At 46.5% G+C, this 25,789-nt stretch carries 27 protein-coding genes; 17 read left to right on the top strand and 10 right to left on the bottom strand.

Translation table 11 applies throughout. The features are described 5' to 3' along the window. A complete protein-coding gene (locus tag NYE38_RS06415; RefSeq protein WP_003154908.1) occupies positions 1 to 417 on the bottom strand; it encodes a DUF1641 domain-containing protein in 417 nt (138 codons plus the stop codon). A 386-nt stretch (positions 418 to 803) separates the two neighbouring features. Further along, the gene (locus NYE38_RS06410) at positions 804 to 1,301 is read right to left on the bottom strand and encodes a cupin domain-containing protein (RefSeq protein ID WP_014417507.1); all 498 of its coding nucleotides are present in this window, start codon (positions 1,299 to 1,301) and stop codon (positions 804 to 806) included. Between the two features lie 129 nt (positions 1,302 to 1,430). On the opposite strand from NYE38_RS06410, the gene NYE38_RS06405 reads away from it, so the two are divergent. Genes NYE38_RS06405 through fetB form a run of 3 tightly spaced genes read left to right on the top strand, consistent with a single transcriptional unit; the run spans position 1,431 to position 3,941 of the window. Then, positions 1,431 to 2,414, top strand: coding sequence for a multidrug resistance efflux transporter family protein (locus NYE38_RS06405; RefSeq protein WP_065180403.1), 984 nt, complete (start codon positions 1,431 to 1,433; stop codon positions 2,412 to 2,414). A gap of 26 nt (positions 2,415 to 2,440) precedes the next feature. Then, positions 2,441 to 3,178 (top strand): ATP-binding cassette domain-containing protein, encoded by a 738-nt coding sequence (locus NYE38_RS06400; protein WP_021494043.1) that lies wholly within the window; start codon positions 2,441 to 2,443, stop codon positions 3,176 to 3,178. 1 nt (position 3,179) lies between these two features. Then, entirely contained in the window at positions 3,180 to 3,941 is a 762-nt protein-coding gene (gene fetB / locus NYE38_RS06395; protein WP_017417582.1) for an iron export ABC transporter permease subunit FetB, read from the top strand. A 24-nt stretch (positions 3,942 to 3,965) separates the two neighbouring features. Here fetB and NYE38_RS06390 read toward each other — a convergent pair whose 3' ends face one another. Next, positions 3,966 to 4,784 carry a uroporphyrinogen-III synthase gene (locus tag NYE38_RS06390; protein WP_063636823.1) on the bottom strand — a complete coding sequence of 273 codons (819 nt, stop codon included), beginning with the start codon at positions 4,782 to 4,784 and terminating at the stop codon, positions 3,966 to 3,968. Between the two features lie 175 nt (positions 4,785 to 4,959). Between NYE38_RS06390 and NYE38_RS06385 the strand changes: the two genes are divergently transcribed. After that, a complete protein-coding gene (locus tag NYE38_RS06385; RefSeq protein WP_003154919.1) occupies positions 4,960 to 5,145 on the top strand; it encodes a hypothetical protein in 186 nt (61 codons plus the stop codon). 38 nt (positions 5,146 to 5,183) lie between these two features. Here NYE38_RS06385 and NYE38_RS06380 read toward each other — a convergent pair whose 3' ends face one another. The 4 genes from NYE38_RS06380 to fdhF form a co-directional block, all read right to left on the bottom strand. After that, entirely contained in the window at positions 5,184 to 6,368 is a 1,185-nt protein-coding gene (locus tag NYE38_RS06380; RefSeq protein ID WP_063636824.1) for a macrolide family glycosyltransferase, read from the bottom strand. Continuing rightward, complete coding sequence (locus NYE38_RS06375; RefSeq protein ID WP_063636825.1) at positions 6,365 to 7,585, bottom strand: cytochrome P450; 1,221 nt, start codon at positions 7,583 to 7,585, stop codon at positions 6,365 to 6,367. The genes NYE38_RS06380 and NYE38_RS06375 overlap by 4 nt, the downstream gene beginning before the upstream one ends. Before the next feature lie 207 nt (positions 7,586 to 7,792). Further along, the gene (locus tag NYE38_RS06370; protein ID WP_012117344.1) at positions 7,793 to 8,335 is read right to left on the bottom strand and encodes a DUF1641 domain-containing protein; all 543 of its coding nucleotides are present in this window, start codon (positions 8,333 to 8,335) and stop codon (positions 7,793 to 7,795) included. Next, positions 8,328 to 11,285 (bottom strand): formate dehydrogenase subunit alpha, encoded by a 2,958-nt coding sequence (gene fdhF / locus NYE38_RS06365; RefSeq protein ID WP_063636826.1) that lies wholly within the window; start codon positions 11,283 to 11,285, stop codon positions 8,328 to 8,330. Before fdhF ends, NYE38_RS06370 begins: the two co-directional genes overlap by 8 nt. 151 nt (positions 11,286 to 11,436) lie before the next feature. Between fdhF and NYE38_RS06360 the strand changes: the two genes are divergently transcribed. The 3 genes from NYE38_RS06360 to NYE38_RS06350 all read left to right on the top strand — a co-directional run bounded on the left by NYE38_RS06360 (position 11,437) and on the right by NYE38_RS06350 (position 12,681). Next, positions 11,437 to 11,964 carry a YjgB family protein gene (locus NYE38_RS06360; protein WP_065180416.1) on the top strand — a complete coding sequence of 176 codons (528 nt, stop codon included), beginning with the start codon at positions 11,437 to 11,439 and terminating at the stop codon, positions 11,962 to 11,964. A 98-nt stretch (positions 11,965 to 12,062) separates the two neighbouring features. Further along, positions 12,063 to 12,464, top strand: coding sequence for a DUF2809 domain-containing protein (locus NYE38_RS06355; protein WP_063636828.1), 402 nt, complete (start codon positions 12,063 to 12,065; stop codon positions 12,462 to 12,464). Between the two features lie 43 nt (positions 12,465 to 12,507). After that, entirely contained in the window at positions 12,508 to 12,681 is a 174-nt protein-coding gene (locus tag NYE38_RS06350) for a YjfB family protein (RefSeq protein WP_012117340.1), read from the top strand. Positions 12,682 to 13,021: 340 nt separating this feature from the next. On the opposite strand, the gene NYE38_RS06345 is transcribed toward NYE38_RS06350, so the two are convergent. Continuing rightward, entirely contained in the window at positions 13,022 to 13,657 is a 636-nt protein-coding gene (locus NYE38_RS06345) for an MgtC/SapB family protein (protein ID WP_063636829.1), read from the bottom strand. A gap of 362 nt (positions 13,658 to 14,019) precedes the next feature. Between NYE38_RS06345 and NYE38_RS06340 the strand changes: the two genes are divergently transcribed. Both NYE38_RS06340 and NYE38_RS06335 read left to right on the top strand, forming a co-directional pair. Further along, positions 14,020 to 14,445 (top strand): MarR family transcriptional regulator, encoded by a 426-nt coding sequence (locus NYE38_RS06340; protein ID WP_063636830.1) that lies wholly within the window; start codon positions 14,020 to 14,022, stop codon positions 14,443 to 14,445. Then, on the top strand, positions 14,429 to 14,818 hold the full coding sequence (locus tag NYE38_RS06335) for a DUF3147 family protein (protein ID WP_017417573.1): 390 nt from the start codon (positions 14,429 to 14,431) through the stop codon (positions 14,816 to 14,818). The genes NYE38_RS06340 and NYE38_RS06335 overlap by 17 nt, the downstream gene beginning before the upstream one ends. 133 nt (positions 14,819 to 14,951) lie before the next feature. On the opposite strand, the gene NYE38_RS06330 is transcribed toward NYE38_RS06335, so the two are convergent. Continuing rightward, positions 14,952 to 15,635 carry an HAD family phosphatase gene (locus tag NYE38_RS06330; protein WP_017417572.1) on the bottom strand — a complete coding sequence of 228 codons (684 nt, stop codon included), beginning with the start codon at positions 15,633 to 15,635 and terminating at the stop codon, positions 14,952 to 14,954. A 17-nt stretch (positions 15,636 to 15,652) separates the two neighbouring features. Further along, entirely contained in the window at positions 15,653 to 16,414 is a 762-nt protein-coding gene (locus tag NYE38_RS06325) for a DeoR/GlpR family DNA-binding transcription regulator (protein ID WP_017417571.1), read from the bottom strand. A gap of 252 nt (positions 16,415 to 16,666) precedes the next feature. Between NYE38_RS06325 and lacG the strand changes: the two genes are divergently transcribed. The 8 genes from lacG to NYE38_RS06285 all read left to right on the top strand — a co-directional run bounded on the left by lacG (position 16,667) and on the right by NYE38_RS06285 (position 25,767). Continuing rightward, a complete protein-coding gene (lacG, locus tag NYE38_RS06320) occupies positions 16,667 to 18,067 on the top strand; it encodes a 6-phospho-beta-galactosidase (RefSeq protein WP_063636833.1) in 1,401 nt (466 codons plus the stop codon). A gap of 62 nt (positions 18,068 to 18,129) precedes the next feature. After that, positions 18,130 to 18,444: a PTS lactose/cellobiose transporter subunit IIA gene (locus NYE38_RS06315; RefSeq protein ID WP_063636834.1), complete on the top strand. Its 315-nt coding sequence runs from the start codon at positions 18,130 to 18,132 to the stop codon at positions 18,442 to 18,444. 11 nt (positions 18,445 to 18,455) lie between these two features. Further along, positions 18,456 to 20,162, top strand: coding sequence for a PTS lactose transporter subunit IIBC (locus NYE38_RS06310; protein ID WP_063636835.1), 1,707 nt, complete (start codon positions 18,456 to 18,458; stop codon positions 20,160 to 20,162). A gap of 15 nt (positions 20,163 to 20,177) precedes the next feature. Next, entirely contained in the window at positions 20,178 to 21,347 is a 1,170-nt protein-coding gene (locus tag NYE38_RS06305) for a galactokinase (protein ID WP_025649613.1), read from the top strand. 3 nt (positions 21,348 to 21,350) lie between these two features. Further along, positions 21,351 to 22,343: a UDP-glucose 4-epimerase GalE gene (galE, locus tag NYE38_RS06300; protein WP_017417567.1), complete on the top strand. Its 993-nt coding sequence runs from the start codon at positions 21,351 to 21,353 to the stop codon at positions 22,341 to 22,343. Between the two features lies 1 nt (position 22,344). Continuing rightward, complete coding sequence (gene galT / locus NYE38_RS06295) at positions 22,345 to 23,844, top strand: UDP-glucose--hexose-1-phosphate uridylyltransferase (RefSeq protein WP_017417566.1); 1,500 nt, start codon at positions 22,345 to 22,347, stop codon at positions 23,842 to 23,844. Between the two features lie 51 nt (positions 23,845 to 23,895). Beyond that, positions 23,896 to 25,008: a glycosyl hydrolase 53 family protein gene (locus NYE38_RS06290; RefSeq protein ID WP_017417565.1), complete on the top strand. Its 1,113-nt coding sequence runs from the start codon at positions 23,896 to 23,898 to the stop codon at positions 25,006 to 25,008. Between the two features lie 285 nt (positions 25,009 to 25,293). Further along, on the top strand, positions 25,294 to 25,767 hold the full coding sequence (locus NYE38_RS06285) for a MarR family transcriptional regulator (RefSeq protein WP_017417564.1): 474 nt from the start codon (positions 25,294 to 25,296) through the stop codon (positions 25,765 to 25,767). Positions 25,768 to 25,789: the final 22 nt, after the last annotated feature.

Here is a 25,789-nt window from a genome sequence, read left to right as displayed (position 1 = left end):
TTATTTTTGTTTTTCGTTCATGATTTCAAGATAGCTGTTAGCAAAACGGAACAGCTTTTGAGCTTGAGGATCTTTCAGCATGCGCAGCAGGCCGAAAAGTCCGATCGTTTCATTGCTTGCATCCGCGCGGTCTTTTGCTTCGATCGCAGTAGCCGCAACTTCTTTCGCTGTTTCTTTCACCGGCTCAAGAATTTCTGTAAGCGCACCCACTGTATCGCTCTTCAATACTTCGTCTGTCGCTACAGACTGTGCAAAATCATAAGACTTCGTTAAAATATTTACTAACTCAGTCAGTTTTGGAAGCTGATCCACTAAAACAGTCAGTGATTCTTGAACTTCAGGTTTTAGCAGCTGATCAATAAGATCGCGTTGACCTTGGCTGACAGATGCATTTGTTTGATCGATTGTTTCTGGCATATCCGATTCTCCTTTACTATAAGCAGTATGCTGATTTTTTTGGAAAGGGTAGCCTTTCCCCCTTCATGCAGAAAAGCATGAAAAAGCAAGATTGTGAATTCATGCACAATCATTTACAAAAATAAATGTTTACTACCCAGTTTTTCACTTTGCCATATCCAGTATTATTTTTATATCAACAAAAACAATTGAATAAGTCAAAATTTCTTTTTCCTCTCTGAAAATAGCAAACATAAAAAACCCCAATTTGATTTACTCTTATATAATAACACTTTTTGAACAAAATTTGAACGTGAATTGTTTCGTTTATGAAATTATTTATATGGCGGGGGTGTAATAACGTTTCTTTTAGGCTATTTTTTTACAGACCATCCGCTTTTCCCCTGTCATTTTTCCCACAATTTTAAAAGCGGGCCCGATTTTCCCGTAAAGGGGTCGCATTCCGGGAGCGGGACACGGCTGATTTCTTCTGAAGTTCTATCATTTTTCTCCGTTTTTGTATCGTACTGCCGGCCGCCCGGATAAGCCCCGATCACGGTAAAATCAGAACTGCCCGACAGTTTTTTATGTCCGGTGCCGGCCGGAATGACCGCTGCGTCTCCCATTTGAAGAACGGCGTCCGCTCCTTGTTCCCCGCCGAACCTCAAAACCGCGTTTCCTTTTACCGCGACAAGAACTTCGTGCGTGGTGCTGTGAAAATGGTGATACGGAAATACTCCGCCCGTCCAGCTGTTCGACCAATCGTGCCGGCGGAGGACGGACTCTGCTTTCTGTACCGTTTCTTCATTAAATACCGCTTTATAAATAACAAGCGGAAGATTCGGGTTATTCGGAATGCGGCCGTCATCTTCGAAATAAAGCACTTGAATATCCTCTTTCTGCACTGTTTTCACCTCCGTATATGTCTGTTTCCCATTCATCATTTGTTAAAACGCTATTTTTTCATATTCCATTGCGAAGCCTGCCGGTGAATAGTATAGTATAAAAAAATATGTGTCAAAATGAGGGATTTAATGAAAGCCATCGTGATCGGAATATTGGCATCTCTGTTTTTTGCAGTCACATTTATTTTAAACAGGGCGATGGAGCTTTCCGGCGGAAGCTGGATGTGGAGCTCTTCCCTGCGTTTTCTTTTTATGATTCCGTTTTTATTTTTGATTGTTTATGCGAAAGGAAAATGGGCGCCGCTCTGGCATGAAATCCGGAAAAAACCGTTTTTTTGGCTGAAGTGGAGTTTTACCGGGTTCGTGCTTTTTTATGCCCCGATTACGTTTGCGGCGGCATATGGGCCTGGCTGGCTGATCGCCGGCACGTGGCAGATTACAATTGTCGCGGGTGTGCTTCTGTCGCCGTTTTTCTACGAAACAAAAAATTCACCGGCGGGCCCGGTTTCCGTCAGACAAAAGATCCCGCTGATTTCGCTGGTTACTTCCGTCATCATCCTGATCGGAGCCGGGCTGATTCAGCTTCAGCATGCGGGTTCTCTGTCCGGCCGCACGATACTATTCAGCGTGGCGCCGGTCGTCATCGCGGCTTTTGCCTATCCGCTCGGCAACCGCAAAATGCTGGAACAATACGGCGGAAAACTCGATACGTTTCAGCGGGTGCTCGGCATGACGCTCGCAAGCCTTCCGTTTTGGCTTTTGATCGCCGCTTTCGGCTGGCATAGAGACGGGCTTCCCTCAATGGGACAGACATTCCAATCCTTTATCGTCGCACTCAGTTCTGGCGTTATCGCAACAGTATTATTTTTCCGCGCCACCGATATGGTGAGGAATGAGCCGCAGAAGCTCGCTGCTGTTGAGGCGACGCAGTCCGGAGAGGTTCTTTTTGCACTGATCGGCGAAATCGTCTTTTTATCCGCGGTGTTTCCGTCACTTCTTTCATTTGCCGGACTGTTCATTATTATTGCGGGAATGGTCATGCATACATTCGCTTCCCGGCAGACAGACCAGAAAACAGCTGAGCAAACGTCAGCCAATCTCACCGGTTCCTGATTTTTTTACGAAAGGTGTCATCCTGTATGAAAGAAGAAATTCCGGCAATATCTTTTCTGTCAGCCGGCAAACGCTTTGAACAAAACCATACGTCCTTTGATGTCCTAAGCCGTGTAACCGGACATATTCAAAAAGGTTCTATCACGGCGTTGATAGGGCCTTCCGGCGCGGGAAAAAGCACATTGCTGTCACTTTGCAATCTGATGAATACACCTGATGAAGGGGAAGTGCTTGTATTCGGAAAAGAAATAAGACACTGGGACATCAGAGAGCTCAGAAAAACCGCGGGCCTTGCATTTCAATCAGCTCCCGTCCTCGAGGGAACGGTGCGGGACAACCTTCTGCTCGCAGAAAAACTCCACGGGGCACAGCACTATACGCCTGAAGAGCTCGCAGATTTTACAGACCTTCCGCGCGGGCTTCTGGATCGGAATGCAAAGGAATTATCCGGAGGTCAGCGGCAGAAGCTCTCATTAGCGCGAACTCTCGCCGGACTGCCGTCCATCCTGCTGCTGGATGAAATCACCTCGGCGCTCGACCCCTCATCCGTTCTCACCATTGAGAAACTGATTACGAAACTCCATCGGCAAAAACAGCTGACAATCCTGTGGATCACCCATAACCTTGAACAAGCGGAACGATTATCCGATACGGTATGGTTTATGGCTGAGGGACGGCTTTTAGAGACCGCGGAAACGAAAACGTTCTTTAAGGAACCGAAACACGAAAAGGCCCGGGCGCTTTTACAAGGGAGCGGGTGCTGATATGAATGATCTTTCACTGTTACTAACAAGTATATTTGTCATTATCGCTTTATTCCTGTCTAAATCTTTTAAAGCCGGCGTCGAAAAGGATATGATCGTCGCAACCGTCAGGGCCGTCATTCAGCTTCTCATCATCGGCTATGTGCTGTCGCTGATTTTTCGCGGTGATCACCCGATATTTATCATATTAATGGTGCTTCTCATGCTCACGGCCGCTTCGCACAATGTCGCCAAACGGAAAAAAATGCGGATCGGCTCATTTTGGCGCGTTTTTCTGACACTGGCAATCGCGGAAACCGTGACGCAGGGACTTTTACTGACCCTTCACATCATTCCGTTCACTTCAAGATATGTCATTCCGATAAGCGGCATGGTCATCGGAAACTCCATGGTGCTCTCAAGCCTGTTTTTAAGCCGGATCAGTTCGGAAGCAGACCTGCGGAAAGAAGAAATCCTGCTGATTCTCTCTCTTGGAGGAACGCCTAAGCAGGCCGTCCGGCAGATATTGACGTCCAGTATGAAGCTCAGTATGATCCCGACGCTTGAAAGCCAGAAAACATTGGGTCTCGTTCAGCTTCCCGGCATGATGACGGGGCAGATTTTAGCGGGGGCTGATCCGATACAGGCGGTGCGCTTTCAGCTGCTGATCGTTTTTACAACGATGGCCTCCGCTCTTCTTACATGTATCATACTCAGCGCCTTGACATATCCTTCCCTTTTCACGGAACACTGGCAATTAAAAAAATTCAGCAGGGAAGCGTAAGCTTTTTCCCTGCTGAATGGTGGTTCATGACAAGGTCAGAGATTCATAGTAACGGGATAATTCAATAATCATCGCTCCCATCCGCTCAATGTCCGGAGCAAGGACCCTCTTTACCCCTTCATCCCGGATCGCTTCAGCCGTCACTTTGCCGACTGCGGCGGCAAGCACGTGTTTTTCGAATGCCTGCTGCAATTCCTTTGCGGATCCTTTTTCTTTTGCATAATCAAAGAGAGAGCGCACTTGAATGGCTGTCGTAAAACATACGGCATCGACCTCTCCGTTTAACAGCTCTCCCAGCAGTTTATCGACCGTCTCTCTTTCAGGCGGAATATGCTGATACGGCAGAACAGGGAATACCTCCGCTCCGTTTTTCTCAAGGAACTCCGTTAAAACCGGCGCTTTCTCGCCATGAAGCTGTATCATGACTTTTTTATCTTTAAAGTCAAATCGTTCCAAGGAGCGGATCAGCCCTCTTGTTGTACCGTCTTCATCTGAGGCATGCGGTGTGATGCCGAGCTTTTTTAAGGCCGCATATGTTTTATAGCCTCTGCAGCCGATTTTCGCTTCATGAACGGCCGCTAAAAATTCTTCTTTCAGACCGATTTTTTCCGATACCGACAATAACGTTTCCGTACCGATGCCTGTGGTGAATATCACCCAGTCGGCTTTTTGCTCGGCAAATGTTCTTACGTCGGGTTCCATTTGATCCTCCGCCAGGTATACGGTTCCTTGGAGGGAACGGATGACCGCCGTTCCGCCCTGCTTTTCTATTAATTTTGTGATCTCTTCTGTTTTCCGCGAACCGCCGATGGCAATCCGTTTCCCGTTCAATCCTTTTCCCATCGCTGTTTTCTTCTTCCCTTCAGATGCCGGGCGCCCTATGGCAGGCCGTCATTTATTTCTATTATTGTTACGCAATCAGCCGGGAAAATCAAGCTATGCTCCCGTTGAATCCCCCGTGCAGTTGCTGTATCATTAACCGGGCAGAACGATTTGATTCGCGGAGGGACTTTCAATCATGGAAACAAAAAAAGAGTTCGAGACAAAAGGATACGATACTTCGGTCATTTATGAGTTCAATGAATATCCTGATGTTCACAGCGGCCGATGTGACAATTGCGATTACACGCTGTTTAAAAGTTCAGTGAAGGGCGGAAAATTTTTGAGGGAATGCCGGAGATGCGGCATGAAGAAAAATATATAACAAAACAGGCAGCCGTCCGGTGCTGCCTGTTTTCCTAATCAATTTTCGACGGACGCCTTTTCCAAAAATTCTTCAATGGCGCAAACAGCCTGTTTGGGGCCGCCGGTTTCTTTTATTTTCTCCTGCATGCTTTTCACGCGGCTGAGGATGTTTTTATCGCCGTATACGTTCTGAACGTCTTTTTGCAGACGGGCCACAGTGACTTCTTTCGGGGGCAGATGCACGCCAAGCCCCAATTCATCCACACGCTTTGCGGTAACCTCTTGTTCGTGCATTTGCGGAACGACAACGAGCGGAACACCCGCATTCATCGCCTCCATTGTACTGTTCATCCCGCCGTGAGATACGAACAGCTTTGCTTTCTCCAGCACATCAAGCTGCGGAACGTGCTGGCGGATGATAAAGTGATCGGGCACATCCGAAAAACTTTCCGGATCAATTGTTGTGCCGACTGACATAATAACCCGCCAGTCCGAGTCCCGAAACGCGTCAATACACATCCGGTAAAATTCAGGCCAGGCGTTAAACGCCGTTCCCAGTGAGATGAGCATAAGCGGACGGTCATCGGCTGCATCAATTTCCAGACTTCCCGTATTTGTGCGTTCTCCAAGAGACGGACCCGCAAAACAGAATCGTTCATCAAAGGTTTCCTGTTTCGGCTGAAAGGCCCTTGGCATAAAGACGATATTCAATTTTTCAGGCATGAAAAATTCTTCCATTGTCATCCGTTTCACTTGTTCATTTTCAATTTTCTCCTGATATTCTTCTATCGCCTGTTTGGCCGCTTCCATCGTTTCTTCGTCTCTTCCTAATTGAAAATACTCATTCATTGCATAGCTCGGGCAGAACTTTACGGCCGGGATGCCGCCATTATCCGCAAACAATTTTCCGGCAAGCGCTAAAAAATCAAACAGGACGATGTCAGGAAGGTCGTCTTTGTACAGCTCTTCCAGCTGCGGAAGCACTTCAACCGCTTCTTCCAGAAACATTACAAACGCGTCACTTTTATTTACCCGTTCTTTTATCGTCTTCGGGTCCGCCTTTATGCTTGTGCGGTATAAAACGGGAATAGCACCCGTTTTGGCAACGGAAGCTTCAAATTCCTCAGTCGTAGCGAATGTCACTTTATACCCGCGATTGACAAGTTCCTCGGCCACAGGCAGCGTGGGATTGACATGACCGTGAGCGGCCACATTAATAATGGCGATGTGTGTTTTTCTCATCTTTTTTCTTCTCCTTCATTTTCGTTTATCTCCGCTTCTAAAGACTCCAGCCCGTACATGACACTGTTTCGGATCGGCTCAATCCGGACGGGCTCAAGGTGTGAAAAGGTTTTTACAATTCCTTTCAGCGCGGCTTCCGCTTCAAGTCTGGCAAGCGGAGCGCCTAAGCAGAAGTGTACGCCGAATCCGAAGGAAAGGTGCGGATTCGATTGGCGATGAATATCAAATACGCCCGCCTTCTCAAATTTGTTTTCATCACGGTTGGCAGATGCAACATAGCAGAGAACGATCTCCCCGCTTTTCAAGCGGCGTCCGCGCAGCTCAGTGTCGTGCCGGACCGTCCTTCTGACAAACGGAGCGGGAGCGCGAAAACGCAGCGTTTCTTCCACCGTTTGCGCGATGAGAGAAGGGTCCTGTCTCAGCTCTTCATAAAGGCCGGGCGTCTCTAATATGCTGTAAACCGCATTTGAAATGAGATTAGTCGTTGTTTCATTTCCCGCCACTAAAAGCAGGTTGCAAAACGGGATCAGATCTTCTGGCGTGAGCTTCTCTCCCTCTTCTTCCTCTTTTATCAAAATAGAAATAATATCTTGGCCGGGCTGTTTTCGTTTGCTTTCTATTATTCCCGCAAAAAACGCCGCCAGCTCCGCCTCACATTGGTCACGTTCCTGCTGATTTTTCTCCGCCGCTTCAGGACTCGCATCTTTCGGCATGCTGACGAGAATATCCGACCATTTTTTAAACTGATCCATACGTTCGGACGGAACGCCTAATAATTCTGAAATCACCATGACCGGCAAAGGGTAAGAGAGATCTTTAACGATATCAATCCGCCCTTTGTTCTTTGCCTGTTTCAGGAGATGATCGGTAATGTCTTTAATTCTCGGCTCCCATTCCTTCAAGACGCGGGGAGTGAAAGCGCGATTGACGGCAGATCTGATTTGGGTATGTTTCGGCGGGTCCATATTCAGCATGGACTTTGCAATCGAGCTTTTCACATCAGTCATGCGGCTTGAGAACGTCTCTTTATCACTGATGACTTTTTTGACATCATCGTATAAAAACACACTCCAAACCTTCGTTTCTTCATCAAAGTATATAGGGCTTTCCCGTCTCATTTTTTCATACCAAGGAAAAGGGTTGTATACGTCCAGGCCGTTTTTTCCTTTCATCAGGGTTCTTTGGATGGCTTGTCTCGTGCTCCTCAGCTTACTCATGTTTCATCACTCCTGATTGTTTCATATTTGAATAGTTGACGTACCTTGAATTTTATCCTAGCACATATTTTCAATTTTTTTCTATTCATAACCTGAACTATTAACATAACACAACAAAAGTCATAAATCCGGAGGTGAAATTTCTCCCAAGAAAACAGCAGAAGCGCACAAAAAACCCGAGCCTTCGGCCAGGCTCGGGAGATATGTTCACTCATTCGTCTGCGGTTTCTGGTGCTGCTTTTGGTCTTCAGGAGGCTGCGTATTTCTTTCCATATCGTCCGTATCAGCGCCCATGCCTTTCAGGAAAGAAAACAGCAGAGTGACGGCCTTGTTGATTTCCGGGTCTTTTAAAGCGCGGACGATATCAAAATACCCCGTCTTCCTGCCGCTGTCTTTTTCCTCGACGGCCTTTGTGACGCCCGCATTGATTTTAACGATAAACGGCTCAAGCTGTTTTACATCGAGCATGCCGAGAACGCCGCTTAACAGCAGGAGATTTTTCAGCATATTGGCCGTTTCCGGAGTATTCGCCTTCTTCACCAGGATATCCATCACTTTGTCTCCCTGGCCGAAGAGCCCGCGCAGAAGCGCCAAAACGCCGCGCTCGTTCATGTGCTGAAGAATGTGCAGAGATTCCAAAATCGCGTCTTTATTTCGTAAAAGAGCCGTCTCGATCTCTTCTAAGTCCTTTTTTCGTTTGTCTTCTTCTGTGACGGTCTGTTTTCGGATGCCGCTGATTGCTTTAGCCATTTTGCTGTTTCCCCCTTTTTACGGCGTCTCCCGGAAATACATAATCTTTACGCGCCCATTTCCGCTCAACCCGGACACCGATCTGCGGCTGCGGGTTTCCGTAACGGAAATTGATTTTCGGAAGCGGATTAACGCCTTCTTTTTTCAAAATCTCCATCTTCGCTGATGTTTCTTTATAAGCCGGTGTATCGGTATCCTTATCCGCATAGCTGCTTGTCAAAAGGTTAATGGCGGCGTCTTTTGAATCGTTCATCGGGAGATAGACTTGTTTGCCTTTTACCCTGTCTGTAATGACGCATTTGACTTTCACATTTCCGTACGGTGATGTCAGACGGACAAGCGTTCCGTCTTCCAGCCCTCTTTCTTCGGCGAGTTCGGGCGAGACCTCAAGGAACACACTCGGTGTTTTTTCGGATATTCCTTTTGATCGGTAAGTCAGATTTCCTTCGTGAAAATGCTCGAGCAGCCGCCCGTTATTCACATGGATATCATATTCTTCACCAAATTCTTTCGGCTCGGTCCACTGAACGGGATATAAAATCGCTTTGCCGTCTGAAAACGGGAACTTATCCGTAAATAAAAGCGGTGAATCGGTTCCGTCCGCTGCAACCGGCCATTGCAGTGAATTGTAGCCTTCGAGACGTTCGTAAGTGACGCCTGCGTAGAGCGGCGAAAGCATTGCCGCTTCTTCCATAATGTCTGCCGGATGTTCATAGTGCCAATCAGCGCCCAGACGGTTGGCGATGTCCGTAATAATCTGCCAATCAGGCTTTGAATCGCCCAGCGGTTCAAACACTTCGTAAAGGCGCTGCACCCTCCGTTCCGTATTCGTAAACGTCCCTTCTTTTTCAAGGCTCGGGCTTGCCGGAAGCACGACATCGGCGAACTCGGCCGTACGCGAAAGAAAGATATCCTGCACAACGAAGAAATCAAGCTTTTCAAATGCGGCATGAACATGGTTGATATTGGAGTCGACAAGCCCCATTTCTTCTCCTTTTAAGTACATGGACTTCAGTTTTCCTGAGTGGATGCCTTCGATCATTTCATGATTTGTCATTCCGATTTCTTTCGGCAGGTCTGTTCCCCAACCCTGTTCATACTTTTTGCGGGCTTTTTCATCCGTTACTTTTTCATAGCCGGGGAAGCTGTCAGGCATACTGCCGAAATCACTGGCTCCCTGCACGTTATTATGGCCCCGAAGCGGATATGAGCCTGCGCCGGGCTTGCCGTAATTTCCGGTCACAAGAAGCATGTTGGAAATGGCCGTGCTCGTATCACTTCCTCCGATATGCTGGGTGACCCCCATCGCCCACAGTGCGCATACACTTTTGGCTTCATGAATCATCCGGGCCACTTTGATTAAGGTATCCTTGTCCACACCGGTATGTTTCTCCGCATATTCCATCGTATAAGGTTCAAGGCTTTTCACGAATTCATCTAATCCGTTCACTCTCTCCTTCAGAAATGCAGTATCCGCCAAATCGTGATCAAGCAGATATTTCGATACGGCATTCAGCCAGACAATATCTGATCCGGCACGCGGCTGGAAAAACACGTCGGAGCGCTCGGCCATTTCATGTTTTCGCAAGTCAGCGACGACGAGCTTCTGTCCGTGCAGCTTATGAGAACGTTTAATGCGTGTGGACAAGACGGGGTGAGACTCAGATGTATTTGAACCGATAATCAGCACGAGCTCAGCTTTTTCTATATCTGTAATTGATCCTGAATCGCCGCCGTATCCGACCGTTCTGAACAATCCGGCCGTGGCGGGAGACTGGCAGTAGCGTGAGCAGTTGTCGACATTATTTGTTCCGATAACGGCTCTTGCAAGCTTCTGCATCGCGTATGATTCTTCATTCGTGCATTTGGAAGATGTGATAAAAGCAAGAGCGTCCGGGCCGAAATGTTCTTTTATATCGGTAAATTTATCAGCGATCAGCTGCAGCGCTTCATCCCATTCCGCCTCCCGAAACGAGTCTCCTTCCCGGATAAGCGGTTTGGTAAGGCGCTTTTCACTATTGACGAAATCCCAGCCGAATTTCCCTTTCACACACGTCGAAATTCCATTTGCGGGCGCCTCAGCCTGAGGCTCGACCTTTAAAATGTCTCTTCCTTTCGTCCATATATCAAAACTGCAGCCGACACCGCAGTATGTGCATACGGTTTTCGTTTTCTTGATTCTTTCATCCCGCATGGCCGATTCCATATCCGATATGGCTAAAATTGATCCGTATCCGGTTTCGACGCCTTTTGTGATGTCAATCATCGGCCGAAGCGTCTCTTGGTTAATGCCTGTTAAATACCCAGCTTCGCCTTCCATGCCTTTTTCCATCATGGCATTGCACGGACATACCGTCGAACAATGTCCGCAGGAAACACATGATGATTCATTGATCGGCACATCCTGATCCCAAATGACCCGCGGGCGTTTCCGCTCCCAATCAATGCTTAACGTTTCGGTTACCTGTACGTCCTGACAGGCTTCGACGCAGCGTCCGCACAAAATGCACTGATCGGGATCATATCGGTAAAACGGATTTGATTCATCTTTAGGATACGGTTTTTGATCGAACGGAATGCTTTGATGATTGATTTTCATTTCCTTTACAGTATTATGTACTTCGCAGCTCCCATTGTTGTAATCACAGACCGTGCAGTACAATTCATGGTTGTGCAAAATGTTGTCCATGCCGATAACCTGCGCTTTTTTCACATCGGACGAAAGCGTATCGATGACATCTCCGTCCTTTATTTGCGCGGAACACGAACGCACCAGTTCCCCGTTAACATTGACGATACAGGTATCGCACGTTTCAATCGGCCCGAGACTCGGGTGATAACACACGTGCGGCACGTCAATTGAACTATTGTTCAAAAGCTGCAAAACGGTTTGGCCGTCCGGCGCTTCCATTTCAACCCCATTGATTGTAACTTTCTTTGTATCAGCCATTTTCTTTTCCCCTTTCTGTACCCCTCTATACATCCTCTATGATTCCCAACCGGCCTTTCACTAAAACATCTGGTTTATCTCAGGAAACATACGGGTATGAGCGGTAAAAAGGAGGCGTTCACATGTTGAAGAAAAAAACACTCGTCACGTGATGCTCACGGGATGCGCTTTCGGAGCAGAAGCATTTTCGGATACACAGCCCGTCCATGCCGCAGCCGCTTCAAAAACGGAAAACCAGCGTGCACAAGAACTGGTGAACAGCCTTTACCAATCGGCATTTAAAGGGGAAATGCCGCAAAATGTGAAAGGCCTGAAAATCAACCAAAGCACAAGACAGGACGTTTACAATAAAATCGGCGAGCCGGAACAAAAAGCAGACAGCCGCAATCCATTTGATTTATACAGCTGGAACATGGGAAACCCCGGCTACGGATTTTCCTATCATAAAAACGGAAAAATCTCGGAAATACGCTATTTCGGAACGGGGGTCGAGCGGCGCTTAAACCTCGGCAGCGTCACACCTGACGTCTTAAGCAAACAAATCGGCAGCGCTGACAAAATCCTGACAGTGCCAAAAACGGGCGAAACAGATTACGTCTACCATACGGGGCAGTATGAGCTCCGCTTCGTCATCGGCAGTGATCAAAAAGCAGATCATGTCAACCTAAAAGCCAGATAACGCAAAAAAAGCGGCCTTCCGGGCCGTTTTTTTCATAGACAGCTTCTCCGTCGTTCCTTACAATACATGGGAGTACAAAAAAAGGGGAACAGTGTGAAGTGAATAGACATCCATTGACATACGGAATATGTACCGTTTTTATCATCGCCCTCGGTTTGCTGTCCAGAACCGCATACATCACCGCCCTATTGCCCGGCATCATAAACGCTTATTTAGGAGATGCCCTGTGGGCGGCCATGATTTTTACAGGATTCGGGCTTTTGTTTCGGCACATCCGGACGGAAACAGCCGCAATTTTGAGCCTCTCGTTTTGCTTTCTGATTGAATGCAGCCAGCTGTATCACGCGCCGTGGATTGACGCGATCAGAAGCAGCACGCTCGGCGGGCTGATCCTCGGCTGGCAATTTGTCTGGAGTGACATTTTCGCCTATACCCTCGGGGTATGCGCTGCCGCACTTTTAGAATGGGCCGTAAAAAGAAACCGCCAGCCCTCTTCATAATCGGAGCACGCCGCCGATATGAAGGGATAAGGAGGTGGAAGCTATGGATATCCCTGCGTTATCAATCGCAATGCATCAGGCATCTCTGGCGCAGAATGTAAATATCGCTTTAACAAAAACGGTCATGCAGCATGCACAGGCTGCGGCGGAAGAAACAGTGAAAATGCTGCCGTCCCAGCACCCGACTGCCGGCCATTCAATTGATGTGAAAGTGTAAAAAAAGATGCCGGATGATAACCGGCGTCTTTTTTTTGCCCGTTGTACATACACCGTACCGGGCATACAGGAATAAGGTAAACGGAACCAACATTTGAAAAGGAGGTTTTCCTCTTGTACGATCCTTTCGATCATGAATACACAGCCGAGAGCCACGAACGGGTGCCATATCATTATCCGCGGCCGCCTTATTATTACCCCAGACCATATCCATACTATCCGCGGCCGCCTTATTATTACCCCAGACCATACCCATACTATCCGCGGCCGTATATCCCGTTCTATCCTTGGTATTAATGTTTGAAAAGAAATGACTGCAGACAGGAGGCTTCCCCTGTCTGCTATTCAACTTTGACCGACAGAATATACGGGAGGGCTTGAACTTTCTCCAATACCGCTGCTTTCCCGCTTTTGCTTTTCACCCTTCCCTTCACTTCAAGCACCGCCTTATTCAATTCATAGGACGTAATCAGAATTCCTTTTTCCTCAAGAGAAGTTAAAATATCATGCATGACGGCTTTCTCTTCAATCCTGAAACTGACAGACAAAGAATGCGCCGCCGGTTTAAACAGAAAATTTAACAGTTCAAGCCCGATTAACGCCAAAATCGTGCCGCTGATGCCGATGACATACATACCTGCCCCGATCGTCAGCCCGATCCCCGACGTAGCCCAAATCCCCGCTGCCGTCGTAAGCCCCCGCACGACATGCCGCTGCAAAATAATCGTGCCGGCTCCTAAAAATCCGACACCGCTGACGACCTGCGCCGCCACCCGGCTCGGATCAAAGGACGTATGGCTGTTGGATAACAAATCAAAAAAGCCGTATTTGGAAACGATCATCATCAAGGCGCTGCCGACGGCCACTAAAAAATGCGTCCTCAAACCGGCTTCCTTCGCCCTGAATTCTCTCTCCAATCCAATAAGAGCCCCAAGCAGACCCGCAACCGCCAGACGAATCACAAAATCAAGTTCCATCCGTCTCTCTCCTTTCCTTATCTTCTTACCCGCTTTTTATCCCCCGTATCTTTTTCAATCAGCACAGGACTGCCCTGCTGAAAAAAACTGCATTTGAATATATACTTTGGTTCTTTATCATATTGTCAGTGCTCTTATTTATATGCGGAAGGTATTAAGCTGCCGTTTCTTAAAATAAGGAAAATGACTTATTGAGAGTATATTAAATAAGTTTATTCGTTGAAGCTGCGGCCGCTTGTCTCTTCCAATCTTCTAAAAACAGAACGAATGCCGCTCCCTCATGCTCAAAAATTGCTTTCAATCCGCGAAAATATATCGTAATATAAGATATAATCTTAATAAACGATAAAAGGTGGCTTATGATGTCTAACGAAATTATACGATTAAATGACCTCTGGACAGATATTTACTATCGGCTCCGTTATCAGCACCATGAAAAAATCACTCACCAAGGTGTACGGATTCTGCAAGTCATTCAAAAAGAGAAGGCAGTCGGAATAAAAGACATTGCCGGAGCGATTCAAGTATCGCATAATACCGCTTCGGAACATATAAAGCGGTTACTGAAGAAAAAGTATGTTTATAAAACCAGAAGTGTTGAAGATGAGAGGAAAGTCATTTTAAAACTTACCAGTTTGGGGGCGGATGTCCTTTACCGGCATTCCGGTCTTGATGAAGAAAAGCTTAAACAGCTTCTTTTTGACAACATGAATAATGAAGAACGAACACTTGTCTTAAAAGCATTCAGTTTGATGAAGGAGCGTGCTGAAGATGTTTACGATCGTTAAAATCATTGTCTCCGCTGCTATTATTGGGGTTATCACTGAAATATCAAGAAGAAGCCCGAGTTATGGAGGTATTATAGCGGCTTTACCAATTGTCAGTATGCTGAGCATGATTTGGCTGTACATCCAAGGCGAAACGAAGGAGACATTAAGTCATTTTGCATTCAGCGTGGCTTCCGGCATCCCCTCTACAGTCATTATGCTGGTCATTATCGGCATCGCCCTTCGCCATTCACTGTCTTTCATTGCCGCATCAGGGCTTGGACTTACAGGATGGCTGGTTTTCTTGTATGCTCAGGATTTTATCGTGAAACATATAAACGCGCTTGTTTGTAAATACGAGGAATTTAAAAAAACAGGGATACCCCTGTCTTAAAAGTGACTCCGATTAAAAAGCGAACCCCCTTTCTTCACGAGAAGCAGACACCGCCGAACACAAAAACATCCCGTGTTGCGAACGGAGTCCGCAGCCTGTACAGCCATATCGGCATAAAAAACCGGCTGATCTCTCAAACAGAATGTCCGGCAATCACCTCAAAAAACGAGGTGAAATCTGTCAGTATCCCGTCATCCGCCAGCTGCTTTTCTTCAAATAGCGCGCGGTTTTTTCCGAGCGGGTCAATGGCCATAATCTTGCCTGCACCTGCTTTTTTCGCCGCTGTGAGCCCCGAAAAGGCATCTTCAATGACTAAGCAATCTTCAGGTTTGAGGCCTAACTTTTCCGATGCGATGAGAAAAATATCCGGCGCCGGTTTTCCGGGGAAGCTCCCGTCATCAAACGTGACTTTGTCAAAATCAAACCACCGATCCAACTGAAAGACGTCAAAGTAAAACTCGACATTTTCCTTTACCGTAGCCGTGGCAATGGTCATTGGCGTTTCTGATTTTTTCAGATGGTTCAATACGCCGGTCAGTCCCTTCGTCAGCTTTAACTCATCTTTGTTTTCAAGGCATAATTCTCTGTAGTAGGCTTCTTTTTCAAAAGACAGCTTCTCGATTTCTTCATTTGTTAAATCGCCGGAAATAAAATACGTCAGGATTTCACTGTTTGTTCTCCCGTGAATGTTAACGAAAATGTCTTCATCAGAAATGGTTTTCGGCCCGTATTTTTTCACCATGAAAAACCATGCTTTTTCGTGCAGATACGAATCTTGAAACATCGTGCCGTTGAAATCAAAAATAACCCCTTTCATCGAACCGCCCGCCTTTTTTATTTTTTTGCGATTTTGACATCTACATATTGCTCGTAATGAATTTGAACATCTTTCATCACTTTATCATCCGTAATCAGATAATCCATATCATGCAAGTTATAGAACACGTAAAAATCTTCCCGGTTGAATTTTTTATTATCCGCCAGCAAAAATTTCGTCCGCGAATTATTCAGCGCGATTTGATGGGCTTCCCCTTCTTCAATGCTGTAAGAAGAAATCTCATCATTATGTATGCCGTTTGCGCTGATGAAAGCTTTCGTAAAATTGAATTTCTGCAGATTGCCGTTCACGATGGGGCCGACGAAGGCACCGGTATTTTTTCGGAAGTCGCCTCCAATCAGGATGGTATCCGCAATGTCGCCATGTTTCAAAATATCAAATACGGGATAGTTGTTTGTGATAATCCTGATTCGCTTATGCAGCAGGTGTTTGGCTAAAAGTTCAATCGTCGTGCCGGGCCCTAAAAAAACGGTATCGCCGTCATTTACATAGGAAGCTGCGAGTTCCGCGATCTTCCCCTTCTCCTCCATTTGAACACCCAGTTTTTCATTATGCGATAATTCGTGATCAATGGAATAAGATATGCTCTGTGCGCCTCCGTGAATACGTACGATTTTTCCGGCCTTATCCAGCTCGTCCAGATCTCTTCTCACTGTCATATCAGAAACTTCCAGTTCATCGATAATATCACTCACCGTAATAAACCCCCGCGAGTTTACAATATCGATGATTTTTAAAAGCCGCTCTTTTTTTAACATGTTCAATCATCCCCTCAACTTTACACACAATCTAACATACTGCGGCAATCCGGTCAACAAAAACAAACACTAACAAACAACATAATTAACATATAAAACAACGACAAACTTACATAACCCCTATAAATACAGATGTTATTTCTTTATGAAGCTATTGACAACAAAAATGTATGCGTTTACTATTAAACAAAAGATAACAATTACAAACATTAACAAACTCCAATTCACACATTGGCGAAGGAGGATTCAGTAATGCTCAAATTACCTCATGACTTTATTTTCGGCGGAGCGACTGCGGCATATCAAGCGGAAGGCGCCACAAAAGAAGGCGGCAAAGGGCCTGTGGCCTGGGATGAATTTCTTGAAAAACAGGGAAGATTCAGCCCTGATCCGGCAAGTGATTTTTACCGCCAGTTTCCGGAAGATATTAAACTATGTGAAAAATTCGGAATAAACGGCATCCGCCTTTCTATAGCCTGGACGAGAATTTTTCCTGACGGCACGGGCAAAATCAATCAGGAAGGTGTTGATTACTATCATCGTATTTTCTCAGAGTGCCATAAACGCAGCGTCACCCCTTTTGTCACGCTGCATCATTTCGATACACCGAAAGGATTATTTGATCAGGGAGATTTCCTCAACCGCGCTGCAATAGAAGCGTTCGTCAGCTATGCGGAGTTTTGCTTTAAAGAATTCAGCGAAATCAGATATTGGAGCACGTTTAACGAAATTTATCCCACAGCCACCAACCAGTATTTACTCGGGGTTTTCCCGCCATCTGTTAAAAGTGATATCACAAAAGTCATTCAATGCCTCCATCACATGATGGTAGCGCATGCGATGACCGTCAATCTTTTTAAAGACGGCGGTTATCCGGGAGAAATCGGGGTCGTCCACTCATTGGAAACAAAATATCCCGCCAGCGGCACAGAAGAAGACCGCCACGCCTGTTTTCTGGATGACGCGTTATCAGTGAGATTCCTCCTCGATGCCACCTACCTTGGCTATTATTCTGAGGAAACCATGCGGGCTCTGGATGAAATCTGTGAGGCAAACGGCGCTTCATACGAGTTTTCAGACAGTGACTTTGACGTGATGAAAAAAGCCTCGACGCGCAATGATTATCTCGGCATCAATCATTATCAATGCCATTTCGTCAAAGCGTACGACGGAGAAACCGTTATTCACCATAACGGAACGGGCGATAAGGGCACTTCGGTCTATAAAGTAAAAGGAATCGGCGAACGAATTTACAAAGAAGGCCTGAAGCGGACCGATTGGGACTGGCTCATCTATCCTGAAGGCATGTATGACATGCTGATGCGCATCAAACGGGACTATCCGCAATATAACAAAATTTACATTACCGAAAACGGCATGGGCTATAAAGATGAGTTTGAAGACGGCATCATTATGGATAAGGCAAGAATCGACTATTTAAAAGTATATTTAGAAGCCGTCAGTAAAGCGATTACCGACGGAGTCAATGTAAAGGGGTACTTCTTATGGTCCTTAATGGATTTATTTTCATGGACCAACGGCTACAACAAACGTTACGGTCTTTTTTACGTCGACTTCGACACCCAAAAACGGTATCCGAAAGAATCGGCCTACTGGTACAAACTTGTAAGTGAAACAAAAACAATCATTTAACGATCATACATGGTGAAAAGAGTATCTTTTCATCATGTGTGCCATCTTTAGGAGGTTTTTTCATGACAAAGGAAGAATTGCAGATGCTCGGTTTTGAAATCGTCGCCTATGCCGGCGACGCCAGAAGCACTTTATTGAAAGTCCTGAAAGAAGTCCGTGGCGGAAACTTCGAAAACACGGAAGCAGCATTGAAAAGCGCCGATGAAAATTTAACCCTCGCCCACAATGCGCAAACGAAAATGTTAGCTGAAGAAGCTGACGGCAAGGACATGGAATTAGGGTTTATTTTCGTTCACGGTCAGGACCACTTGATGACAACCCTTTTGCTCCGTGATCTTATTCAGGATTTTATAGAACTCTACCGAAGCCGCCGATAAGGAGTGGAAAAATGAACGGTATCATCAAGCAAATCGAAAAGGGAAAACCGTTTTTCGAAAAAATCTCAAGAAACATTTATTTAGGCGCGATCCGCGACGGCTTCTTAACTGCCATGCCTGTTATTTTATTCGCCAGCATTTTCATCCTCACCGCCGCTGTGCCGGAAGTGTTGGGTTTCACTTGGCCTAAAAGTGTTTCTGAATGGCTTTGGAAAGTTTATAACTATTCAATGGGCGCCCTCGGTCTGATCGTTGCGGCAACAAGTGCGAAATGCCTGAGTGAATCAATGAACCGAAAAATGCCGAAAAACAAAGGGATCAACCCCGTTTCAGCGATGCTTGCTTCAGTCGTCGGGTTTCTCATTTTAAGCGTCACTCAAATCGACGGCGGGTTCTCCACGGAATATCTCGGCACAAAAGGTCTTTTAGCCGCTTTTGTATCCGCTTTCATAACGGTGAACGTTTACAGATTCTGCGTGCTGAAAAATATTACGATTAAAATGCCTAAAGAAGTGCCGGGTACCATTTCACAAACATTTAAAGATGTTTTTCCGTTCGCTTTTTCCGTTTTGGCCATGGTGATCGTTGATTTATTGATCAGGAATACGCTGAACGTATCTTTTGCAGAGGCTCTCTCCTCTCTCTTATCGCCGTTTTTTACCGCCGCAGACGGTTATCTTGGGATTTGTGTCATTTGGGGAATGATGGCGCTGTTCTGGTTTGTCGGCGTTCACGGGCCTTCTATTGTGGAACCTGCCATCGCAGCTATTATTTACGCAAATGTGGAGGCGAATCTTCAGCTTCATAATGCCGGCGAGCAAGCGTCCAACGTGCTGACCGTCGGACTCGGGAACTTCGTCGGCACAATGGGAGGGACCGGCGCAACCCTTGTTGTTCCGTTTATCTTTCTGCTTTTCGCGAAATCCAAGCAATTGAAAGCAGTCGGAAAAGCATCCGCAGTTCCGGTGTCTTTCGCAGTAAACGAACCTCTTCTCTTTGCTGCGCCGATCATTTTAAATCCTTATTTTTTCATTCCGTTTGTTGTAACGCCGATGGTGAATGTCTGTCTGTTTAAATTTTTTGTGGATGTTATCGGAATGAACAGTTTTATGTATGTTCTTCCGTGGGCCACTCCGGCGCCCGCCGGCTTGATTCTCGGAACCGGCATGGGGCTCTCGGCTTTTGTGCTGACGGCTGTATTAATCATTGTCGATTTCCTGATATACCTGCCATTCTGCAAAGCTTATGACAAAGTATTAGCGGCGAAAGAAGCCCAACACACCGAGCCTGAAAGCGCGCCGCAAAAAGCCTGGGAGAGACAGCCCGCCATGGCCGGCGCCTCAGAAGACGCGTCCTCCGTCATCAGCACAAATCTTCAGGAATCCTCATCCGCCTTGGAACACAGCACCAATGTGTTAGTGCTGTGCGCCGGAGCGGGAACGAGCGCCATGCTTGCGAACGCACTGACAGAAGGAGCCGAAGAATATAACGTGCCGATTACCGCCTCAGCAGGCGCCTACGGTTCCCATTACGACATCATGAAAGACTTCGATATGATCATTTTGGCTCCGCAAGTCGGCTCTTATTACGATGACATTAAAGAAGATGCGGATCGCCTGCAAGTGAAACTCATCGCAACGAAAGGAGCGGAATATATCAGCCTCACCAGAAATTCACAAAAAGCCATTCAGTTCATACTGGAGCATACCTCAAAATAGAATCGGGGGTTTATCATGGATGCAAAACTTTTGAAATTAAGATTCGAAGACGTTTTCAAGAGAAGTAACGGAGAACTGTTTTTCGCACCCGGCCGGATCAACCTGATCGGGGAACATACGGATTATATAGGCGGCCACGTTCTCCCCTGCGCGATTACGATCGGAACATATGCCGTATGCGCAAAACGCGGAGATCATCAGATCCGGTTATACTCAGAAAACTTTCCTGACAGCGGCATTGTCTGCCTTGATCTTTCCGCCACAGCATACAAAAAAGAAGACGGCTGGGCCAATTATCCGAAGGGGATGATCCATTACCTTCTTAAAGCCGGCGGCCAAATAGACAGCGGAATGGATATTCTTTTTCACGGTACGATTCCAAACGGAGCCGGTTTAAGCTCCTCCGCTTCTATTGAAATGTTAACCGGTTCCATTTTAAGGAAGTTATTCAGTCTGGATGTTTCCGATACTGAACTGGCGCTTATCGGAAAAAGAGTCGAAAATGAATTTATCGGCGTGAATTCAGGCATTATGGATCAATTCGCAGTGCAAAAAGGCAAAAAGAACATGGCTATTCTGTTAAACTGCGATAAGCTTGAGCACGAAATGATTCCGGCTGCTTTTAACGGATATAAAATCGTCATTATGAATACGAACAAGCGCCGGGAGCTGGCGGCTTCAAAATATAATGAACGCCGCAGCGAATGTGACGAGGCTCTCTCGGAACTGCGGCAATATCGGAATATCGCATCACTTGCGGAATTGACGGCAGAAGAATTCAACGAACTCGAATCCCTTCTCTCCTGTGAAACTTTGTGTAAAAGAGCCCGGCACGCGGTCAATGAAAACGAGCGAACCCTCTCAGCCGCGGAAGCTCTCAAATCGAATGATTTGAAAACGTTCGGCGAGCTGATGAATGCGTCCCACCGTTCGTTACGCGATGATTATGAAGTGACCGGTGACGAATTAGACGCGCTCGCTGAAGCAGCCTGGAAAGAAGGAGCACTCGGAGCGCGGATGACGGGCGCGGGGTTCGGCGGCTGCGCCATAGCCATTGTAGAAAGTGAAGAAACCGCCGGCTTTATCCGGGCCGTTTCATCTCACTACCGCAGCAGGACAGGTCTTGAAGCTTCTTTTTACATCGCAGATATAAGCGATGGCGCGGCTGAATGGAGGGAAAACTAAATCATGGCGATTCTCGTTCTCGGCGGCGCCGGCTATATCGGTTCTCATGCGGTTGATCAATTATTAAACAAAGGATTGAAAACGATAGCTGTGGATCATCTGCAGACAGGCCACCGGAAAGCTGTCCATGAAAAAGCAGTTTTTTACTATGGAGATATCCGTGACAAACCGTTTCTTCGCTCTGTGTTTGCGAAGGAGAACGTAACAGGCGTTCTCCATTTTGCCGCTCAATCCCTTGTGGGCGAATCAATGAAAGACCCTCTTTCATATTTCAATAATAATGTGTACGGTACACAAATTACGCTGGAGGTCATGCAGGAATTCGGGGTGAAACACATTGTGTTTTCTTCATCCGCCGCTGTATACGGCGAACCTGAAAAAGTGCCCATCACAGAAGACATGCCGGAAAAGCCGGAAAGCGCATACGGCGAATCAAAACTCATGGCAGAAAAAATGCTGAAGTGGTGTGAAACCGCCTGCGGCATAAAATATGTCTCGCTTCGGTATTTTAACGTTGCCGGCGCGAAAACGGACGGTTCCATCGGAGAAGATCATCATCCGGAAACCCATCTTATCCCTATCCTTTTACAAACCGCGCTCGGTCAGCGCGAGGAGGTTTTGATATTCGGCACTGACTATGATACAAAAGACGGCACGTGCATCCGCGATTATGTCCATGTTTCCGATTTAATCGATGCTCATATTCTCGCTCTGGAATATTTGCAAAACGGCGGAGACAGCGGCATTTTCAATTTAGGATCAAGCACCGGGTTTTCCGTATCAGAAATGGCGGAAGCGGCCCGGCAAGTGACCAAAAGAGACATAAAAGTAAGAGCGGCCGCAAGAAGACCCGGTGATCCAAGCACCCTCATCGCTTCCAGCGATAAAGCGCGGAACATTCTCGGCTGGAATCCGAAACAAACGGACATATCGGAAATCATTGCGTCAGCATGGAATTGGCATCGGCATCATCCAAACGGATACAAGGACAAATGAAATGGAGGCGGCGGTCATTGACGTTTTTGAATCAGTGGCAGGGTTTCTGAAAGAAAGCACTGTCTTAGGCGACATTAATGAAACAGATGTGATTTACACAAGAAACAGACTTCTCGATCTGCTCGGACTGACGGATTATGCAGAACCGAAACATATCAAGAAACAAAACAGGCTTCACTATGTGGACGAAATGGTGAAAGACGCGGTAAAACGGTCAATCATAAACGATACGCCGGCTGAAAGAGACATGCTGGGAAGCAGAATCATGGACGTGATCACACCGGCCCCTTCTCTGATCAATGCCGCATTCAGCGAATTATTATCAGATTGCCCGAAAAAAGCAACAGATTATTTTTATAGATTGAGCCAAAACAACGACTATATTAAGACGCGGGCCATCCGAAAAAATATCGTGTACCGCTCACCAACACCTTTTGGAGAATTGGACATCACCATTAATTTATCAAAGCCCGAAAAAGACCCTAAAGACATCGCCGCGGTAAAAAACAGTCCGGAAAACCGGTATCCGACATGCCTGCTCTGTATGGAAAACGAGGGGTATGCCGGAACACCGCATCACCCCGCCCGTTCAAACCACCGCATCATCAGGCTTGACTTAGCGGGAGAACAGTGGGGTTTTCAATACTCTCCTTATGCGTATTACAGCGAGCATGCCATCTTTCTTTCAAGCGTGCACAAGCCGATGAAAATCAGCTGCGACAGCTTCAGAAGGCTTCTGGCCATTACGGAAATTTTCCCGCATTATTTCGCGGGATCAAACGCAGACTTGCCGATCGTAGGGGGTTCCATTCTTTCACACGATCATTATCAAGGCGGCGCCCATGAGTTTCCGATGGCAAAAGCGGGTTCCCTCTACCCTTTTCATATGCGTCATTTTCCAGACGTTCAGGCCGAAGCCGTGAAGTGGCCGGTATCAGTGATCCGCCTTCGCGCAAAAGATCCGGATTTGCTGACAGATGCCGCTGCGTATGTTTTTGAAAAGTGGCGGGGATATTCAGACGAAACCGTCAGCATCATCGCGAAGACGAATGAACCCCATAATACCGTCACCCCGATTGCCAGACGCAGGGGAACGGATTTCGAAATCGATCTCGCTCTCAGAAACAACCGCACCTCCGAAGATTATCCGGATGGCATTTTTCACCCGCATCAAGATGTCCATCACATCAAAAAAGAAAATATCGGTCTGATTGAAGTGATGGGGCTCGCCGTTTTACCTCCCCGCCTGAAAGATGAGCTGGCAGAAGTGAAAAAGTATTTACTGAATGAACCTCATGACATCAAAGACATTCATCTTCCGTGGGCTGAAAACATCAAAGCGGATGAAGACGTGACACCGGAAAATGCAGCCGCTGTTTTACAAAAAGAAACCGCGAATGTATTTTTACGCGCGCTGACCGATGCAGGCGTTTTTAAAATGACATCCGAAGGAATTCAGGCGTTTCAGCGTTTCACGACGTTATTGGAGAATGGCAGCTGAAACATTCAGAGTGAAATCAATCAACAATCTTTTTTATCAGGAGGTATTGTGATGTTCAAAAACCGATTGAAACGTGTATTTGTAAACGCAATCTGTCTTTCTCTCATTTTCACCGCTTTTACATTCTTTGAGAAGTCTCCTAAAGCAAAAGCGGATGCCCCGTTTGCCTATGGCGCTGATATAGGATGGCTGAAACAAATGGAGGATGAAGGTGTGCGCTGGCTGGATGACGGCGGAAAACAGAAAGATGCCTTGCAGATTCTTAAAGATCACGGAATAAATGCCGTGAGACTGAGAGTGTTTGTGAATCCGCCAAGCAGCTATTATTGGCTGAAAGACGGCACAACATGGACCATGCTCGGCTATAGTGACAAAGCGGGCGTACTTGCGGCGGCCAAAAGGGCAAAAGCGTTAGGAATGAAGGTAATGGTTGACTTCCATTACAGTGATGTGTTCGCTGATCCCGGCCACCAGATCAAGCCGAACCAATGGACCGGCTATTCAAGCAGCCAGCTGCAGGCAGCCGTGTATAACCATACGTACGATGTCATGAAAGAACTTAAAAATCACGGCATCTCCCCTGATTGGGTGCAAGTAGGGAATGAAATGAATTCAGGAATTTTACTGCCCGACGGCAGCACGAACGATTTCAGCAAATTGACCGCCTTACTGAACAAAGGCTATGACGCCGTGAAATCCGTCAGCCCGGCCACCAAGGTCATCAGCCATTTGGCACACGGCACGGACAACAGCCTATTCAGATGGTGGTTTGATCAATTCTTTAAAAACGGAGGAAAAACCGACATCATCGGCGTTTCATTCTATCCCTATTGGGAAGGTAAGCCGTACTGGGAGCTCACCGGCCAATTATCATCTAATTTGAATGACATCGCCTCACGCTACAACAAGGAAGTCATGGTGGTTGAACTGGGCGGAGATGAAAATAATCCGAAAGATTCCTACTGGACCATAAAAGACACCATAAAACTGGTGAAAGCGGTTCCGAACGGCAAAGGAACCGGCGTATTTTACTGGGAGCCCGAGGCTCACTCCAGCGTTCTGTCAGACGCGTATCCATTAGGCGCAACCGCCAAAGTGTCTAAAAACGTCTTGAAATACACAACCGCAATTGACGCTTTTTATGACGCCGCAACAGGAAAATGATTGATGCGAATCTCAAGCAGGCTCATTGCGCAGCCTGCTTTTTTATAAGGCTGTAGAGTTAGCCTGTTATGAAACTGAGAAAGTAACGAATACGGAAAGAAAAATACCCGAAAACCCACGTTTCGGTTAAAAAACCGCTTTTTAAATAGAATACTTCTTCTGTTCCCCCTCCTTCTTATTTCTGCGCACTATCTCTCAGTTCCTAAATAATAACTTTACGATTGTTGAAAAAGAAACAAAAATTTTATAATATTGTGTAAGCACCACCGAGCAGGAGGACGGGCCATGGACAAAAAAGAACAGCTCCTCACGGATTTCAGGGACTTTTTTAACAAGATGGTGTGGCTGAATAGGCTGAAGATGGAAGAAAGCCTTAAGGGGCATAAACCTTCTGAAGTGCATTGCATCGAATTCATCGAAAAAATTGAAGACGCCAATGTGACAAAACTTGCGGAGTCTCTTTATATGACAAGAGGCGCCATAAGTAAATTAACGAAGAAGCTTATCAATAAAGGCCTTATCGAAAGCTATCAGAAGCCGCTTAACAAGAAAGAAATCTATTTCAGGCTTACCGAGCAAGGAAAAGTCATTTATAAAATTCACGAGGAATTGCACAAAGAGTTTCAAGAACGCGACAAAATCGTGTTTGAACAAGTAACCGATGAACAATTTGACACGATGCTGAACTTCGTGGAAACATACAGCAGGCATTTGGATTCAGAAATAAAGAAACTTGGTGCAGACATCAAATCGGAATAAAACCATAGGCAGCCCCGCTCCA

It is taken from the genome of Bacillus sp. EU63 (genome assembly GCF_038592915.1).
Classification (GTDB): domain Bacteria; phylum Bacillota; class Bacilli; order Bacillales; family Bacillaceae; genus Bacillus; species Bacillus velezensis.
This window is presented reverse-complemented; position numbering and strand designations above follow the sequence as displayed.

Bases quoted from the DNA above. Each gene is read 5' to 3' on its own strand.
- NYE38_RS06415 (WP_003154908.1), bottom strand. From the start codon at position 417: ATGCCAGAAACAATCGATCAAACAAATGCATCTGTCAGCCAAGGTCAA.
- NYE38_RS06405 (WP_065180403.1), top strand. From the start codon at position 1,431: ATGAAAGCCATCGTGATCGGAATATTGGCATCTCTGTTTTTTGCAGTC.
- NYE38_RS06400 (WP_021494043.1), top strand. From the start codon at position 2,441: ATGAAAGAAGAAATTCCGGCAATATCTTTTCTGTCAGCCGGCAAACGC.
- fetB (WP_017417582.1), top strand. From the start codon at position 3,180: ATGAATGATCTTTCACTGTTACTAACAAGTATATTTGTCATTATCGCT.
- NYE38_RS06390 (WP_063636823.1), bottom strand. From the start codon at position 4,784: ATGGGAAAAGGATTGAACGGGAAACGGATTGCCATCGGCGGTTCGCGG.
- NYE38_RS06385 (WP_003154919.1), top strand. From the start codon at position 4,960: ATGGAAACAAAAAAAGAGTTCGAGACAAAAGGATACGATACTTCGGTC.
- NYE38_RS06380 (WP_063636824.1), bottom strand. From the start codon at position 6,368: ATGAGAAAAACACACATCGCCATTATTAATGTGGCCGCTCACGGTCAT.
- NYE38_RS06375 (WP_063636825.1), bottom strand. From the start codon at position 7,585: ATGAGTAAGCTGAGGAGCACGAGACAAGCCATCCAAAGAACCCTGATG.
- NYE38_RS06370 (WP_012117344.1), bottom strand. From the start codon at position 8,335: ATGGCTAAAGCAATCAGCGGCATCCGAAAACAGACCGTCACAGAAGAA.
- fdhF (WP_063636826.1), bottom strand. From the start codon at position 11,285: ATGGCTGATACAAAGAAAGTTACAATCAATGGGGTTGAAATGGAAGCG.
- NYE38_RS06360 (WP_065180416.1), top strand. From the start codon at position 11,437: ATGCTCACGGGATGCGCTTTCGGAGCAGAAGCATTTTCGGATACACAG.
- NYE38_RS06350 (WP_012117340.1), top strand. From the start codon at position 12,508: ATGGATATCCCTGCGTTATCAATCGCAATGCATCAGGCATCTCTGGCG.
- NYE38_RS06345 (WP_063636829.1), bottom strand. From the start codon at position 13,657: ATGGAACTTGATTTTGTGATTCGTCTGGCGGTTGCGGGTCTGCTTGGG.
- NYE38_RS06340 (WP_063636830.1), top strand. From the start codon at position 14,020: ATGTCTAACGAAATTATACGATTAAATGACCTCTGGACAGATATTTAC.
- NYE38_RS06335 (WP_017417573.1), top strand. From the start codon at position 14,429: ATGTTTACGATCGTTAAAATCATTGTCTCCGCTGCTATTATTGGGGTT.
- NYE38_RS06330 (WP_017417572.1), bottom strand. From the start codon at position 15,635: ATGAAAGGGGTTATTTTTGATTTCAACGGCACGATGTTTCAAGATTCG.
- NYE38_RS06325 (WP_017417571.1), bottom strand. From the start codon at position 16,414: ATGTTAAAAAAAGAGCGGCTTTTAAAAATCATCGATATTGTAAACTCG.
- lacG (WP_063636833.1), top strand. From the start codon at position 16,667: ATGCTCAAATTACCTCATGACTTTATTTTCGGCGGAGCGACTGCGGCA.
- NYE38_RS06315 (WP_063636834.1), top strand. From the start codon at position 18,130: ATGACAAAGGAAGAATTGCAGATGCTCGGTTTTGAAATCGTCGCCTAT.
- NYE38_RS06310 (WP_063636835.1), top strand. From the start codon at position 18,456: ATGAACGGTATCATCAAGCAAATCGAAAAGGGAAAACCGTTTTTCGAA.
- NYE38_RS06305 (WP_025649613.1), top strand. From the start codon at position 20,178: ATGGATGCAAAACTTTTGAAATTAAGATTCGAAGACGTTTTCAAGAGA.
- galE (WP_017417567.1), top strand. From the start codon at position 21,351: ATGGCGATTCTCGTTCTCGGCGGCGCCGGCTATATCGGTTCTCATGCG.
- galT (WP_017417566.1), top strand. From the start codon at position 22,345: ATGGAGGCGGCGGTCATTGACGTTTTTGAATCAGTGGCAGGGTTTCTG.
- NYE38_RS06290 (WP_017417565.1), top strand. From the start codon at position 23,896: ATGTTCAAAAACCGATTGAAACGTGTATTTGTAAACGCAATCTGTCTT.
- NYE38_RS06285 (WP_017417564.1), top strand. From the start codon at position 25,294: ATGGACAAAAAAGAACAGCTCCTCACGGATTTCAGGGACTTTTTTAAC.